Raw genomic sequence first — 16,389 nt, 5'->3', positions numbered from 1 at the left:
GTAAAAAGAAATAACTTTATTTTTGGCAATCCTTATTACACTTCCATAAACATGAAAGCATTTTTTTTATCATTTGTTTTTTTACTAATTGCAACAGTTGGATTCTCACAAACTTATACATTTACCGGCAATGGTAATTGGTCAGTATCCTCCAATTGGACTAATAACATCATTCCTCCATTAACATTACCATCAGGAGACAGCATCGTAATAGCTCCGGCCATTAATGACAGTTGTGTATTGGATGTAACTCAAACAATTTCAGATGGAGCTTTTTTTATTGTGGCTACCAATGCTAAGTTTATCATACATGGCAACCTTAATATGAATGTACAGCTTCCTACTGTCACTACTACAAGCCTTGCTGAAATAACAGGTTGTTCTGTAATGACTGGCGGCAATGTAACTGCTGATGGCAATGCTCCTGTAACATCAAGAGGTGTTGTGTGGAGCACTTCGCCAAACCCTACAATTAACCTATCCACTAAAACTTATGATGGTACAGGAAAAGGTGTTTTTCAATCTAGTATCAGTAATTTACAGGCGTCTACCCAATACTACGTAAGAGCTTATGCTACCAATGCAGTTGGCACAGCTTACGGCAACGAATCAAGCTTTATTACTTCAAATACTTTTACTATTGTATTTACAGATTCTCCTACGGTTATTACTAATACAACAGCAACTTCGGGTGGCACTTTTATTACTGATCCATGTTCCCCAATATTTTTTAAAGGAGTGCTTTGGAGCACAGATTCAAATACCGTTGTTTTCTCTAATAAAAAAACATCGGACGGACCGTCAGGAAATATATCAGGCCATTATTCAAGTTTTATAACAGGACTGTTACCTGCTACAACTTATTTTGTTGCAGCTTATCTACAAACTAAAACAAATTTGATCTTCGGTAACATTATTCGTTTTAAAACATTACCAGATCCTCCAGTTGTTACTACCACGTCTATTTCTTCACTAACTAACAACTCAGTTGTTTCCGGGGGAAATGTTGTTAGTGGTGCAGGTATTACCGCTAGAGGAGTTGTGTGGAGTACATCTTCTAACCCGACAGTAAATCTTACAACTAAAACGATAGATGGAACCGGTACAGGTTCATTTATCAGCAATATTGCAGGTCTTTCAAACAATACTACTTATTACATAAGAGCCTATGCTACTAACAGTGGTGGAACGAGCTATGGAAATGAAATTAGTTTTACAACACTGAACGGAGCCATTCTGACAACTAATAGTATATCATCCATTACCAGTACTACCGCTATGAGTGGAGGAAGTATTACTGCAGAAGGAGGAACTCCTGTAACAACAAGAGGTGTGGTATGGAGCACAAGTCATAATCCAACAATTGCGTTATCAACCAAAACTGTTGATGGTAGCGGCTCGGGCAGTTTTACAAGTAACCTTTCAGGGTTACTGCCTGGTGTTACTTATTTTGTCAGAGCATATGCTACTAACAGCGTCATTACCTCGTATGGCAATGAAATTGGTTTTACTACTGTTGATCCCACAATAACAGAAGTTGCTATGTGCAACCAGATATGGTCAGGTAAAAATTTAGATGTATCAACTTATAAAAATGGAGATACTATACCACAAGTTACAGATCGTACTCAATGGAATGCTATGAGAACAGGTGCATGGTGTTATTACAACAATGACCCTGCTAACGGTTCCGTATATGGCAAAATGTATAACTGGTATGCTGTGAATGATCCAAGAGGTCTAGCACCTCAAGGTTGGCATATCCCTGACAATGCTGAGTATACTGATCTTGCTAATTGTTTAGGCGGCTCTACTGTAGGTGGTGGCCCGTTGAAAGAAACTGGTTACATACACTGGAACAGTCCTAATAGCGGTGCAACCAATAGTACAAACTTCACTGCTCTTCCGGGTGGCAATACCAATAGTTCTGATGGCAATTTTGGCAATCTACGTGACTGGGCAGATTGGTGGCTGGCTACTGAAACGGATGCTAATAATGCGGTAGTGATCGCTACAAATAGCTATTCAACTTATTTCCAATCAGTACCAACTACAAAATGGAGAGGTTTTTCAATCCGCTGCGCTAAAGATAAAGTACCAACCATTACAACGACATCACCAACATTGGTCACAACCAATTCTGTCAGATCCGGTGGTACTATTTCTCTTAATGGAGGATATGCAGTTACTGCAAAAGGTATTGTTTGGAGCACAAGCCCCAATCCTACTATAGCACTTACTACTAAAACAAATGATGGGTCAGGTAATACAACTTATATAACTGATATCAATGGATTACAACCATACACTACCTATTACATAAGAGCTTATGCTACGAATAGTATTGGTACAGGCTATGGTAATGAGATCAGTTTTACTACTTTAGATATTCCTTCTTTGGCAACCGATTCGATCAATGGAATATCCAGCAATTCAGGAACAGTATGGTGGAGACTTGTTAATGATAAAGGAAGTGCTGTCACTGCAAAAGGAATTGTTTGGAGTACTAATCCTAATCCGACAATTAACCTCCCAACAAAAACCAATGATGGATATGGTGCCCCGGGGTCATACGGCAATATTATGTCAGGCTTATTACCAAACACTACTTATTATGTAAAAGCTTATGCTACAAATGCGATAGGTACTGGTTATGGTAATGAAATCAGCTTTACCACTTTAACTACAACACCAGCAATTACAACAAATACTGCATCATCAACTACCAATAATTCAACTGTTTCAGGTGGTGTGATCTCTTCCGATGGAGGTAGCCCTATAACTGCAAAAGGTGTGGTATGGAGTACAGCACATAACCCTACTGTTGACCTAGCTACAAAAACCAATGATGGATCAGGAACTGCTTCATTCACCAGCAATATTACTGGTTTGTTATCCAACAAGAATTACTATTTCAGAGCATACGCTACCAATGCTAACGGCACCGCATATGGCACAGAAAAAAATGTAGTAACACTGATAGAACCTTCTTTAAAAACAATTCCAACTGTAGCTATAACAGGCAACACTGCTGTATCAGGTGCTAGTGTATCATCTGAAGGCAGTGTAGTCTTAACTTCAAAAGGTATTGTATGGGATATCAATCCTAATCCGACAATTAACCTTCCAACAAAAGTAACATACAGTGCAGGTGGCACTGGCATATATACCGCAAACATGACAAACCTGACCCCTAACACTGTGTATTATGTAAGAGCATATGTAGCTAATAGTTTGGGTGTATTTTATGGCAATGAACGCAGCTTCACTGCAAAAGATATTATCAGCATACCTGAAGTAAAAACTTGTAATCAGGTATGGATGGCCCGTAACCTTGATGTAGTTACCTATAAAAACGGCGACACAATACCACAAGTAAAATCTGCAACAGAATGGGCTAGTCTAACTACTGGTGCATGGTGTTACAATAACAATAATGATACTGTCAATGGGGTCTTATTTGGTAAATTATATAATTGGTATGCTGTTAATGATCCAAGGGGCTTAGCTCCGCAGGGATGGCATATTCCTACCAGTATAGAATGGGATACATTATCCAACTGTGCAGGTACTTACAGTAATTCTGGTGCAGCATTGAAAGATACAGGCACTATATTCTGGCCAAGCCCGAATACAGGCGCCACCAACAACAGCAATTTTACCGCACTTGCAGGGGGGTACAGAACTTCCGGCGGAGCATTTCTTTTACCAGTAACAGGTAATGCAGGTTCTTTTTGGACAAGTACACAATCTACTTCCAATATTAACTGGGCCTTATGGCGTGGCTTAACTGGTACAAGCAGTACCCTCTCAAGTAACAATGTTGGTGACGATAAAAGAATTGGATATTCTGTCCGATGTGTAAAAGATCAGTAATCGTAAGAATGCCTTAAAAAGTTTACATTTACTTACAGTTAGTGATTGATTCATTATAATAAAATTGATCAACACCTGTGACTAAAACAAATGCCATGAAATTTCTTGAATTACTTCAGATAAAAGAAAATAATCCGGGAGTATCTACCGGTTTACAATGGATCAAATCCAAAGGTGATATCTTTGATTCCTTCTCTCCTGTTGATGGGAAATTAATTGCATCGGTTCAAGGTGCAGATAAAAGATCATACGATGAAGTTATAAATACTGCCAAAACAGCTTTTGCTGAATGGCAATTATGGCCTGCCCCAAAACGTGGCGAAATCGTAAGACAGATCGGTGATAAATTAAGAGAAAACAAATCTGCACTTGGGCAACTGGTAAGTTATGAAATGGGCAAGAGCTTACAGGAAGGATTAGGCGAAGTTCAGGAGATGATCGATATCTGTGATTTTGCAGTTGGTCTATCACGCCAGTTACATGGCTTAACAATGCATAGTGAAAGACCCGGGCATAGAATGTATGAACAATACCATCCACTTGGAGTTGTAGGCATTATTTCAGCATTTAATTTCCCTGTGGCGGTATGGGCATGGAATACTGCATTGGCATGGATCTGCGGCAATGTATGTGTATGGAAGCCAAGTGAAAAAACACCATTAACCGCCATTGCATGCACCAATATTGTAACGGAAATTTTTAAAAAGAATAATGTACCAAAAGGCGTTAATAATTTAATTGTTGGTGGCAGAGATGTTGGTGAGTGGATGAGTAATGATACAAACATTGCATTGATCTCTGCAACGGGCAGCACCAGAATGGGCAAAGCCGTAGCCGCAGCCGTAGCCGCAAGGCTTGGAAAGAGCTTATTAGAATTAGGTGGCAACAACGCTATCATCATTACTGAAAATGCTGATCTTGATATGGCATTGATCGGCGCTGCATTTGGCGCTGTTGGTACAGCAGGTCAAAGATGCACTTCTACACGAAGATTGATCATTCAAGAAAAGGTTTATAATAAATTCAGAGACAAATTAGTGAATGCATACAGGCAATTAAAAATTGGCAACCCTCTAAATGAAAAAAATCATGTCGGCCCATTGATCGATAAAGATGCAGTAAAAATGTATTTAGATGCTATAGAGAAATGTAAAGCAGAGGGCGGCAAATTTATTGTTGAAGGTGGCGTATTAAAAGGCAAAGGTTATGAAAGCGGTTGTTATGTAAAACCTTGTATTGCCGAAGTGAAGAATCATTTTAAAATTGTACAGCATGAAACCTTCGCTCCTATTTTATATTTGATCAAATATAAAACCTTAGATGAAGCCATTGCTTTGCAGAATGATGTACCACAAGGTTTATCATCTGCTATCATGACAAATAATTTAAGAGAAGCTGAAAGATTTTTATCTCATGCCGGTAGTGATTGTGGTATTGCGAATGTAAATATCGGAACCTCCGGGGCTGAGATCGGTGGCGCATTTGGCGGCGAAAAAGAAACAGGCGGCGGCAGAGAAAGCGGCAGTGATGCATGGAAAGTTTATATGCGTAGACAAACAAATACCATCAACTACACTGATAAATTACCATTAGCACAAGGAATAAGATTTGATCTGTAAAACCTTACAGTTCAGTTAACAATTCATCAATATCTAATCTGGCTGTGATCATATCTAAATTGCCATTTGCATCAACAGGCCAATCAGCCTGTGGCTTGTCCCAATACAACTCCACCCCATTGCCATCGGGGTCATTTAAATAAATAGCCTCTGATACGCCATGGTCTGCAGCTCCGGTCAACGGATATTTTATTTCCAATAAACGCTGAACTATGGCAGCAAGATCTTTTCTTGTTGGATATAAGATCGCAGTATGATATAAGCCTACTGCATTCACCGGTGCAGGCCCTGCTCCTTTACTATGCCAGGTATTCAACCCTATATGATGATGGTAGCCCCCGGCACTGATAAACACTGCACTATCACCATAATGCTGCATTACCTGAAAGCCCAGAATATCTCGGTAAAATTTCAACGAACGCTCAATATCTGCTACTTTTAAATGAACATGTCCGATACGGGTTTGTGCAGGAATTGTATATGTCATATATTTTTTTTAATTTGCACTCAAATTTACAACTATCTCTTCTAACAGATACATATCGTATTTTCTCAGCAGTAATCTTGATCTGCTGAATCACTAAGTGAATTTCTTAGGCACTCCTCTGTTTCAGAGGAGCAGCTATCCTTGTCTATATCATCAAACATCAGGTAAATTGGCACAACCCAGTTTTTAAACCTATTCAACATTTTAAACATCTGAAACTTTAAATAAATGCATTCAACAATAAACATATCGGCTAATTCGCAACAATACATCGACCTTGAAGAAAATTACGGAGCACACAACTATCATCCTCTGCCAGTAGTACTGGAAAAAGGCGAAGGTGTTTTTGTGTATGATGTAGATGGAAAACGTTATTTCGATTTTTTAAGCGGATATTCTGCTGTTAACCAGGGACATTGCCATCCAAAAATCATTGCATCATTAATTGAGCAGGCAAAAAAGCTAACACTAACGAGCAGGGCTTTTCACAGCAATCTTTTAGGACATTACGAAAAATATATCACTGAATATTTTGGCTATGACAAAGTATTACCAATGAATACCGGTGTAGAGGCTGTTGAAACAGCTTTAAAATTAGGCAGAAAATGGGGCTACGAAGTAAAAGGTATTGAACCCAATAAAGCAGTGATCATAGTTTGCGAAGGAAATTTTCATGGTCGTACAACAGGTGTGATATCATTCAGTTCTGATCCTTCTGCAAAAAATAATTTTGGCCCGTACACAACAGGGTATGTTACTATACCACATAACGACCTGTTGGCATTAGAAAAGGCTTTGCAGGATAATAATGTAGCTGCCTTTATGTTTGAACCTATACAAGGAGAGGCTGGTGTGGTTGTACCAGATGAAGGTTACTTTGCCGGAGTAAGAAACCTGTGCACCGAATACAATGTATTAATGATCGCCGATGAGATCCAAACAGGGTTGGCCCGTACCGGAAAAATGCTGGCATGCGATCATGAAAATGTACGTCCGGATGTTTTGATCTTAGGAAAGGCTTTAAGTGGCGGTGTTTTACCTGTAAGTGCTGTATTGGCTGATAATGAAATTATGCTGACCATTAAACCTGGAGAACATGGCAGCACGTATGGAGGTAACCCATTAGCCTGTGCTGTGGCTATCACTGCATTGCAGGTATTAAAGGACGAAAACATGATGGCCAATGCAGAAGCAATGGGAGAATTATTACGAAGTGAATTAAAAAAGCTCAACTCTCCTTTTATTGATATTGTAAGAGGGAAAGGCTTGTTAAATGCTATCGTAATAAAACATAGTAATCCTGATGCAGCGTGGGAACTTTGCCTGGCATTAAAAGAAAATGGTCTATTGGCAAAACCTACACATGGAGATAAGATCCGTTTTGCTCCACCATTGATCATTACAAAAGAACAGATAATGGAATGTGTGGCTATTATTAATAAAAGTTTACAAACACTTTGATATAGTGTAGAAGGTTTAAGAGTTTAGATAGTAAGCTATTAGTATATTACATCAAATCTGAACTCCCAAACTTCCTGAACACTCTAAACTAAAAACCAAATGGATACACATCTTCATCACGAGCATACAGAAAGTCATTTAAAAAGTTCAGAAGCTTTAAGAGATATAGTGATCGGCATGAGTGACGGGTTGACCGTTCCGTTTGCATTAGCTGCAGGATTAAGTGGTGCTGTAGACAAAAGCAGCATCATTGTTATTGCCGGTATTGCTGAAATTGCTGCCGGTAGTATCGCAATGGGTTTAGGAGGGTATCTTTCAGGAAAAACTGAGCAAGACCATTATAGAAGTGAAGTGAAAAGAGAATATGATGAGGTAGAAAATTTGCGCCATAAAGAAATTGAAGAAACAAAAGAGTTTTTTGCTAATATTGGTTTAAGCCCTGCTTTGCAGGAACAGGCTACGGAAGAAATAGCACAAGATAAGGATCGTTGGGTCGACTTTATGATGAAATATGAATTAGGATTGGAAAAACCGGATCCTAAAAGAGCCACCAAAAGTGCACTTAATATCGGACTTTCCTACATTGCCGGAGGCATCATTCCGTTGAGTCCGTATTTTTTTATTGCCGATTCTACACAGGCATTAGAAATATCTGTAGTGGCTACATTAGTATGTCTATTTATTTTCGGATATTTTAAAAGTAAGATCACGGGAGTAAATCCTTGGTACGGTGCATTAAGGGTTACACTTATCGGCGCAATGGCTGCTGCTGCTGCATTTGGTGTAGCCAAACTATTCGAATAACAAAGAAATCAAATAAGGAATAAGAAAAAGCCATTTAATTCAAAAACTAATACGCTCTTATTTCTACTTTATAAATGATGTTTCGTATCTGCCGAAATATTTCTCATCGTCCATTCGATCTTTTTCTCAAATGGATGTTTACGCACAGGACAATCTTGCTTGGTACAAATGTTACAACTAAAATCCAAACAACCATCCGAGTGTACAAATAATTCCATCGATTCGCCAAACTCATTTTTTACCAAATAAGATAATGCATCGATTTCTACATGCGCCTCGTGCACATTCAAATACCATGGCACAGTAAGATGACAATCCAAATGCAAGGTGCCTCCATTTTTTATGATCCGCAGATTATGAAAATCGATCCAGTTCTCTCTCCTGTTAGCATTTAACATTACTACCATTTTTTCCATCAGTGCTTCATCTGCCTCATCCATAATACCGGCTATAGAACTTCTTACAATTCTGTACCCGGTGAACATAATAATGAAAGCAAATAAAATGGCGACAGCACTATCTATCCAGCTATATTTTAAAATATATAGTAATATTAAGCCAATGATAATCCCAATAGTAGAATACGTATCTGTCTGAAGATGTTTACCGCTGGCGATCAATGCCAATGAGTTATTTTTCTTACCTGTATTCACACAATAAACACCAGCCACATAATTGATAACAGCTGTAATCGCTACCAGTATAATCCCGTAATCTAATTTTTGGATCTTATGTGGATGAATAAAATTATTAATGGCTTCATAGATGATGATCAAACCGGCTACACTGATCAAAGTACCCTCTACAGCAGCTGAAATAAACTCTGCCTTACCATGGCCATATGGATGATCCAGATCCTTCGGCTTTGCACTTACATATAAACTGTATACTCCAATCAATCCGGCTATCACATTTACAGTACTTTCCAACGCATCGGTTAGTATTGCCACAGACCCGGTCAAATACCAGGCAACCAGCTTCATAATGAAAAGGACAATAGCAACTGTAGTCACTATTTTTTGAAGACGCAGGTTTTGTAAGACTTTTTGCAAATGATAAAATTGAGGCAGCAAATATAAGATTACATAGTAAAGATAAAATTTTTGAATTTGTCATAAAAGATAGGGGTATCAAAAAATGTAACGCAATTCGTACATTTGCACTCATTAATAGCGATAGAAGGCCGCAGTAACGGCATCAAAAAGGATAAAATGGAACTGACCAAAAATTACATACCCAACGAAGTAGAAGTTAAATGGTATCAGCATTGGCTGGATAAGAATTATTTTAGCAGCATCCCCGATGGCAGAGAACCTTATACCATTGTAATGCCACCTCCTAATGTGACCGGTGTATTGCACATGGGACATTGCCTTAATAATACTATCCAGGATATTCTGATCCGTCGTGCCAGGATGGAAGGCAAAAATGCCTGCTGGGTTCCGGGTACAGATCATGCCTCTATCGCAACAGAAGCAAAAGTGGTGCAAATGCTCAGAGAAAGAGGCATCACTAAATCTTCTTTAACCAGGGATGAATTTTTAGGCTATGCCTGGGAATGGAAAGAAAAATACGGAGGCATCATCTTACAACAATTAAAAAAATTAGGGTGTAGCCTGGATTGGAACAGAACATCCTTTACAATGGATAAAGACTATTACGAAAGCGTAATAAAAGTTTTTATTGCATTACATAAAAAAGGCGTGATCTATCGTGGCAAACGAATGATCAACTGGGATGTAAAAGCAAAAACTGCGTTGAGTGATGAAGAAGTGATCCACAAAGAAATACAAAGCAAATTATACTATATCAATTATTTGATTGATGATGACAGAGAGCATGAAGACAGCATGACAATTGCCGACTATATCACCATTGCTACTGTAAGACCCGAAACTATTTTAGGAGATACCGCTATTTGTGTAAATCCTAACGATAAAAGGTATACGCATTTGCATGGCAAATTTGCTTTTGTGCCTTTGATCAACAGACGCATCCCTATCATTGCTGATGAATATGTTGCTACAGATTTTGGTACAGGTGCACTAAAAGTAACGCCGGCGCATGACATCAATGATTATCAGTTAGGATTAAAATACAACCTGGAGATCATTGACACTATGAATGATGACGGTACCTTAAGTGAAGCCGCTCAATTGTTTGTAGGTGAAGACAGAATGGATGTTCGTAAAAAGATCATTCCTTTATTACAGGAAGCAGGACATATAGCTAAGATAGAAGATTATACCAACCAGGTTGGTTTTAGCGAAAGAACCGATGCTGTTGTTGAACCAAGATTGAGTTTGCAATGGTGGGTGAGCATGAAAGAATTAAGTACCCCTGCATTAAAAACTGTAATGGAGGAAGAAATAAAATTCTATCCGCCTAAGTTTAAAAATTTATATCGCCATTGGATGGAGAACATCAAAGACTGGTGTATCAGTCGCCAGCTTTGGTGGGGACATAGAATACCAGCCTGGTACGATGCGGAAGGGAATTATGTGGTGGCTGAAACAAAGGAAGCTGCGATTGAACAATTCAATATCCAACATCCAACTTCTAACAGTAAAGACATCAAACAAGATGAAGATTGTCTTGACACCTGGTTCTCTTCATGGTTGTGGCCTTTCGAAGTGTTTAAAGGATTTAGTAATCCCGGAAACAACGAAATAAAATACTACTACCCTACCAATACATTGGTTACAGCTCCTGAGATCATTTTTTTCTGGGTAGCACGTATGATCATGGCAGGATTTGAATACATGGAAGAAAAGCCTTTCAGCGAAGTGTATTTTACTGGTATTGTTAGAGATAAGCAGGGAAGAAAAATGAGCAAGAGTTTAGGTAACTCACCTGATCTTTTAGGTTTGATCGACCAATATGGTGCTGATGCTGTAAGATTTGGTATCATGATCTCTTCTCCTGCTGGCAATGACCTATTATTTGATGAAAGTGCCTTAGAACAAGGACGAAATTTCAATAATAAATTGTGGAATGCCTTGAAGCTGTTGAAAATGTGGGAAGGGCGGCAATCGGCAACGAGCAATGAACAATCGACAAAAGACAACTTCGCTATCAATTGGTTTGAGAACAGATTGAAGCAGGTGGCTATTGAGGTAGACGACCTGATGAAACAGTTCAGATTAAGCGAAGCATTGAAAACGATCTACTCATTGATATGGGACGATTTCTGTAGTTGGTACCTGGAATGGATTAAACCGGGTTTTGAACAACCGATCGAAAAGGCAGTGTATGATAAAACTGTCTCTTTCTTTGAACAGCTAATGGAATTATTACATCCTTTCATGCCTTTCATTTCTGAAGAAATCTATCATTTATTGTCAGATAAAAAAGATGATCTCTGTATAAAAGAAACTACCACTAAAGGACAACCTGCAACAGCCATCTTAACACAGGGAGAATTATTGAAACAAGTGATCTCTGCATTGAGAGATGCCAGAAATAAAAACCAATTAAAGCCGAAAGAAACAGTAAAACTACATATTCAAACTGCTGATGCAGCAGCATATGCCGCTATTGAAAACATAGTAAGCAAGCAAGTAAATGCAGAAGCGATACATTATGTAAATGATACTGTTGCCAACACTATTGTTGTGGCAATTGAAAAAGACAAATTCTACATTGAAAGCGAAAAACAATTAGATAGTGCTACATTAAAAAATGATCTGCTGAAAGATCTTGAGCATCAGAAGAAATTTCTTGAAAGCATTGCCAAAAAACTCAGCAATGAAAAGTTTGTGCAGAATGCCAAACCCGAGGTATTGGCGCTAGAGCAAAAGAAGCAAGCAGATGCAGAAAACCGCATTAAAACCATTCAGGAAAGCCTGGCCGGACTGAATTAATACAACTCCGCAAAGTATACGCAGATTCTATTTGTGTACTTTGCGGACCTTTTCAACTGCATAAATAATCCCGTTAACAGTTTATTATGAGAATTCTGCTGTAAATTAGTGGTAGTTAAAATGTGTGTCTATGAAAAAAATATACTTTATACAATTTTGTGTAATTCTTGTAATAACAATATCAACAGCAGTTGCCGTTGCTCAGGTTCCGAATACTAAACCTACTCAGAAATCAACAGATAAATTCAATCCGTCTCACGTAAAATCTTTTTTAGGGAATTTTACAGGTAAATCTGCTGTAGCCACAGCTGCAGAAGGTAAACAGGTAATTGGTTTGCCATTAAGAATTGTAGATGAAAAAAATGTTACATACAAATTATTATCGTACCAATTTGCCTATACAAAATGGGGGGCTGTAGAAGATGAAGCCACGGGTAAGATCTCACAAAAAAGCACTTTATCTGCCGACAGATTTACAACAACTCCCCTACCAGAAATATGGCAAACAAATATCACAGAATTTTTACATAGCGGAGAAGAGTTATATTTCTACGACATCATCGCTTATGACAAAACAGGCAATCTGTTCTTTGCACCCGAAATTAAAATTACCATCCAATAGTTTTCATGATCAGTATTAAAAAGGTTGGCGAAGAAGCCATCCCTGCAATTCATTCGCTAGCCAGGTCTATCTGGCCAATTGCTTACAAAAATATCATCACTGATGAACAGATCGATTATATGTTAGAGTTGATGTACAGCCCCACATCCTTACAACAGCAAATACTCGAAAAGAAACATCAATTCATTATGGCGTATGAAAATGACCTGCCTGTTGGCTATTCATCTTACTCCATAAAAAGCGAGACAGAAATAAACACTTACAGACTGCATAAATTATATGTATCCGTTGATCAGCAGCGTAAGGGCATTGCTACACGGTTATTGAATTATATCATCAGCGACATACAACCAACCGGTGCTACCGCAATACAATTGAATGTAAATAAGATGAATCCCTCCGTTCTGTTTTATACAGCAAAAGGATTTACTGTTGCAGAAGAACAGATGCTGGATATCGGTAATGGATTTTTTATGGATGATTATATCATGCAATTAATGTGCTGATTCGATAATATGCAGATGTGCTAATGAAAACAGCCCCTACGTTTAAAATCCTCAAAGATCAAAAATAGAAGCTGTTTTTATTTTAATTAGATTGCGAAATCAAATTCAGCACATCAGCACATCAGCACATCAGCACATCAGCACATCAGCACATCAGCACATCAGCACATCAGCACATCAGCACATCAACTACTCAACCGCATAATCTATCTTAGTAGTAATAGAAGCCGTTTTGTTTTTTGAAGAAGTATTAAAAGTGCCGCCATAACTATAATCTTCATTGCTGTTCTTTCCGGTGATCTGAAAAATTCCCATTGTTGCTTTTTTTATCTTGCCTAATCCGCCACCAGAATTCTTTGCAATGGTTTCTGCCCGCTGTTTAGCATCTGCACTGGCTTTGGCCAGCAGGTCAACTTTCAATTCAGATAATTTTGTGTAATAATAAGATGGTGAAGATGAATTGAATTCTATACCACTTTCAATCAACTCAGTTACTTCTCTCGAAATTCTTTCTACTTTTTCAATGTCTTTAGAATCTACTGTAACATTTTGCTTCAGGTTGTATCCGGTAAACTCACTGCCGATCATTTTTCCGTTCTCATCATATTTGGTAGTAAAATCTTTATCAATAGATACTGCACTAAAAACCATCTCTGCCTCATTCACCCCTTTACCTTTTAAGTAAGTACGTATCTTACCTTCATCATCTTTCAACTCCTGGTAGGCTGTTTTAAGATCCATCGTTTTACGACTGTAATTACCTGTCCAAACGATTTGATCACTCACAAAATCTTTTTCCGCCAACCCCGTCACACTAATGGTTTCCTCCGCTCTGAATTTGTATTTATATGCATTCCCCAATATGGCAAATGCCACTATAACACCAAGAGCAATAATAGCAGCAGCAATATAATTTTTCATGTTTCAAATATTTTCATGTTAAGATAATCCGTTAATTGTTAAGAGTGTGCAAATAGTTAGAAGTTCAAAGTTGTGTTGCAGTATAACCCAATAGAAAACAGTTTATATGATTGACGCTTCCTACTTCCATCATCACCAAATCTTCAAATTTCCAAATCTTCAAATCAAATCTTTACCAAACTAATTGCTGCGTATTCTTCACCTCCCCCATCACAAATACACTCTGCACATGCCCCATGTTCTCAATCGGCGATAATTTATTTACGTGGAAATTGTAATACGCATTCATATCCGCACACATCACTTTCAATAAAAAATCAAACTCACCCGAAATACTGAAGCACTCCACCACTTCATTCAGTTCATGAATGGTTTTGATGAATTTATTACCGGCATTCTTACTATGCTCCTTTAAAGAGACATAACAAATGATCATCAGCCCTTTATTCACCGCATTCCTATCTACTATAGTAACATACTGTTTGATCACCCCGGCATCCTCCATCCGCTTGATACGCTCATGCACCGGCGTGGTACTTAAGTGTATCGCTGCAGAAATTTCCTTCACCGTTACACGGGCATTTTCCTGCAACATTTTCAGTATGGCCAGATCTTTACTGTCTGGTACAAATGTTGTGGTAGATAAATCTTCTTTTTGTGCCGCTTTTCCCATGATAAACTACTATTTTATTCTGTTAAACGATTGAAAAATGTAACAATATTCCAAATTTACTACAAGATACAGAAAATTACACTACAAAACTGTACTTTTGTGGTCTAAAAAAATCAAATATGTCAACAATAACAAAAACCAACATTGATTTCAGCTTGAAATACAAAGTAGCTGATATCAGTCTTGCAGAATGGGGCCGTAAAGAAATTATGTTAGCCGAAGCAGAAATGCCGGGCTTAATGGCTATCCGTGCAGAATACGGACCAAGCCAACCTTTAAAAGGCGCTCGTATTGCAGGTTGTTTACACATGACCATCCAAACAGCTGTATTGATCGAAACGTTAGTTGCGTTAGGTGCAGAAGTTAAATGGAGCTCATGTAATATCTTCTCTACACAAGATCAGGCTGCTGCTGCTATCGCTGCTGCAGGTATCGGTGTTTTTGCCTGGAAAGGACAAACACAAGCTGAAGCTGACTGGTGTATCGAACAAACTTTATTCTTCGGTGGTGCAGACCGTCCGTTGAACATGATCTTGGATGATGGTGGTGATTTAACTAACATGGTATTTGATACTTACCCTGAGTTGATCCAGCACGTTAAAGGTTTATCTGAAGAAACCACTACAGGTGTACACCGTTTATACGAAAGAATGGAAAAAGGTACGTTGCCTATTCCTGCTATCAACGTAAACGATTCAGTAACTAAATCTAAATTCGATAACAAATACGGTTGTAAAGAATCATTGGTAGATGCGATCCGTCGTGCTACTGACGTGATGATGGCCGGTAAAGTTGCAGTGGTTGGTTCTTACGGTGACGTAGGTAAAGGTTCTGCTGCTTCATTACAAGGTGCCGGTTGCCGTGTAATTGTTACTGAGATCGATCCTATCTGTGCATTACAAGCTGCAATGGATGGTTTTGAAGTAAAACCAATGATCGAAGCGGTTAAAGAAGCGGATATCATCGTTACTGCATCTGGTTGTAGAGACCTGATCACTGAAAAACATTTCCGTGTAATGAAAGATAAAGCGATCGTTTGTAACATCGGTCACTTTGATATTGAAATTGACATGGCATGGTTGAACGCTAACTATGGTAACACTAAAAATACCATCAAACCACAAGTTGATCTGTATACGATCGATGGTAAAGATGTGATCGTTTTAGCTGAAGGCCGTTTAGTGAACTTAGGTTGTGCTACAGGTCACCCATCATTTGTGATGAGTAACTCTTTCACCAACCAAACCCTGGCTCAAATTGAGTTGTGGACAAAAGGCGAAAAATACGAAAACAAAGTGTACGTTCTTCCAAAACATTTGGATGAAAAAGTAGCTCGTTTACACCTTGCAAAAATCGGTGTTCGTTTAGACGAATTAACTACAGAGCAAGCTGCGTACTTAGGAATTCCAAAAGAAGGCCCGTACAAAACTGATGCTTACCGTTATTAATATTCGCAAAAGCGTTATAATAAAAAGCCCCACAAAGTGGGGCTTTTTTATTTTTATGCCTGCCCCGACGAACGAAGTGGAACTCGGGGTAACAAGCAGTTGTGGTGCT

At 38.5% G+C, this 16,389-nt stretch carries 12 protein-coding genes; 8 read left to right on the top strand and 4 right to left on the bottom strand.

Annotation, left to right across the window (positions count from 1 at the left end):
* The first annotated feature begins 51 nt into the window (after positions 1-51).
* Positions 52-3,876 carry a fibrobacter succinogenes major paralogous domain-containing protein gene (locus LK994_RS11425; protein ID WP_229760213.1) on the top strand — a complete coding sequence of 1,275 codons (3,825 nt, stop codon included), beginning with the start codon at positions 52-54 and terminating at the stop codon, positions 3,874-3,876.
* A gap of 95 nt (positions 3,877-3,971) precedes the next feature.
* Complete coding sequence (amaB, locus tag LK994_RS11420; RefSeq protein WP_229760212.1) at positions 3,972-5,495, top strand: L-piperidine-6-carboxylate dehydrogenase; 1,524 nt, start codon at positions 3,972-3,974, stop codon at positions 5,493-5,495.
* Positions 5,496-5,499: 4 nt separating this feature from the next.
* Here amaB and LK994_RS11415 read toward each other — a convergent pair whose 3' ends face one another.
* Positions 5,500-5,982 carry a VOC family protein gene (locus LK994_RS11415; RefSeq protein ID WP_229760211.1) on the bottom strand — a complete coding sequence of 161 codons (483 nt, stop codon included), beginning with the start codon at positions 5,980-5,982 and terminating at the stop codon, positions 5,500-5,502.
* 228 nt (positions 5,983-6,210) lie between these two features.
* Between LK994_RS11415 and rocD the strand changes: the two genes are divergently transcribed.
* Positions 6,211-7,443, top strand: coding sequence for an ornithine--oxo-acid transaminase (gene rocD / locus LK994_RS11410; RefSeq protein ID WP_229760210.1), 1,233 nt, complete (start codon positions 6,211-6,213; stop codon positions 7,441-7,443).
* 99 nt (positions 7,444-7,542) lie between these two features.
* On the top strand, positions 7,543-8,247 hold the full coding sequence (locus tag LK994_RS11405) for a VIT1/CCC1 transporter family protein (protein ID WP_229760209.1): 705 nt from the start codon (positions 7,543-7,545) through the stop codon (positions 8,245-8,247).
* A gap of 68 nt (positions 8,248-8,315) precedes the next feature.
* On the opposite strand, the gene LK994_RS11400 is transcribed toward LK994_RS11405, so the two are convergent.
* The gene (locus LK994_RS11400; protein WP_229760208.1) at positions 8,316-9,299 is read right to left on the bottom strand and encodes a cation diffusion facilitator family transporter; all 984 of its coding nucleotides are present in this window, start codon (positions 9,297-9,299) and stop codon (positions 8,316-8,318) included.
* A 105-nt stretch (positions 9,300-9,404) separates the two neighbouring features.
* Between LK994_RS11400 and LK994_RS11395 the strand changes: the two genes are divergently transcribed.
* The 3 genes from LK994_RS11395 (at position 9,405) to LK994_RS11385 (ending at position 13,238) form a co-directional block, all read left to right on the top strand.
* On the top strand, positions 9,405-12,110 hold the full coding sequence (locus LK994_RS11395) for a valine--tRNA ligase (RefSeq protein WP_229760207.1): 2,706 nt from the start codon (positions 9,405-9,407) through the stop codon (positions 12,108-12,110).
* A 130-nt stretch (positions 12,111-12,240) separates the two neighbouring features.
* Positions 12,241-12,732, top strand: coding sequence for a hypothetical protein (locus tag LK994_RS11390; RefSeq protein WP_229760206.1), 492 nt, complete (start codon positions 12,241-12,243; stop codon positions 12,730-12,732).
* Positions 12,733-12,737: 5 nt separating this feature from the next.
* Positions 12,738-13,238 (top strand): GNAT family N-acetyltransferase, encoded by a 501-nt coding sequence (locus LK994_RS11385; RefSeq protein WP_229760205.1) that lies wholly within the window; start codon positions 12,738-12,740, stop codon positions 13,236-13,238.
* A 189-nt stretch (positions 13,239-13,427) separates the two neighbouring features.
* Here LK994_RS11385 and LK994_RS11380 read toward each other — a convergent pair whose 3' ends face one another.
* Both LK994_RS11380 and LK994_RS11375 read right to left on the bottom strand, forming a co-directional pair.
* A complete protein-coding gene (locus tag LK994_RS11380; RefSeq protein WP_229760204.1) occupies positions 13,428-14,159 on the bottom strand; it encodes an SIMPL domain-containing protein in 732 nt (243 codons plus the stop codon).
* A gap of 172 nt (positions 14,160-14,331) precedes the next feature.
* Complete coding sequence (locus LK994_RS11375) at positions 14,332-14,832, bottom strand: Lrp/AsnC family transcriptional regulator (RefSeq protein WP_229760203.1); 501 nt, start codon at positions 14,830-14,832, stop codon at positions 14,332-14,334.
* A 119-nt stretch (positions 14,833-14,951) separates the two neighbouring features.
* Here LK994_RS11375 and ahcY point away from each other — a divergent pair, with 119 nt between their 5' ends.
* A complete protein-coding gene (gene ahcY / locus LK994_RS11370) occupies positions 14,952-16,280 on the top strand; it encodes an adenosylhomocysteinase (RefSeq protein WP_229760202.1) in 1,329 nt (442 codons plus the stop codon).
* Positions 16,281-16,389: the final 109 nt, after the last annotated feature.

Origin of the sequence: Ferruginibacter lapsinanis (genome assembly GCF_020783315.1) — a bacterium.
Classification (GTDB): domain Bacteria; phylum Bacteroidota; class Bacteroidia; order Chitinophagales; family Chitinophagaceae; genus Ferruginibacter; species Ferruginibacter lapsinanis.
Note: the sequence above shows the minus strand (reverse complement) of the source record. Positions and strands in the feature narration are given on the sequence as shown.

Bases quoted from the DNA above. Each gene is read 5' to 3' on its own strand.
- LK994_RS11425 (WP_229760213.1), top strand. From the start codon at position 52: ATGAAAGCATTTTTTTTATCATTTGTTTTTTTACTAATTGCAACAGTT.
- amaB (WP_229760212.1), top strand. From the start codon at position 3,972: ATGAAATTTCTTGAATTACTTCAGATAAAAGAAAATAATCCGGGAGTA.
- LK994_RS11415 (WP_229760211.1), bottom strand. From the start codon at position 5,982: ATGACATATACAATTCCTGCACAAACCCGTATCGGACATGTTCATTTA.
- rocD (WP_229760210.1), top strand. From the start codon at position 6,211: ATGCATTCAACAATAAACATATCGGCTAATTCGCAACAATACATCGAC.
- LK994_RS11405 (WP_229760209.1), top strand. From the start codon at position 7,543: ATGGATACACATCTTCATCACGAGCATACAGAAAGTCATTTAAAAAGT.
- LK994_RS11390 (WP_229760206.1), top strand. From the start codon at position 12,241: ATGAAAAAAATATACTTTATACAATTTTGTGTAATTCTTGTAATAACA.
- LK994_RS11385 (WP_229760205.1), top strand. From the start codon at position 12,738: ATGATCAGTATTAAAAAGGTTGGCGAAGAAGCCATCCCTGCAATTCAT.
- LK994_RS11380 (WP_229760204.1), bottom strand. From the start codon at position 14,159: ATGAAAAATTATATTGCTGCTGCTATTATTGCTCTTGGTGTTATAGTG.
- LK994_RS11375 (WP_229760203.1), bottom strand. From the start codon at position 14,832: ATGGGAAAAGCGGCACAAAAAGAAGATTTATCTACCACAACATTTGTA.
- ahcY (WP_229760202.1), top strand. From the start codon at position 14,952: ATGTCAACAATAACAAAAACCAACATTGATTTCAGCTTGAAATACAAA.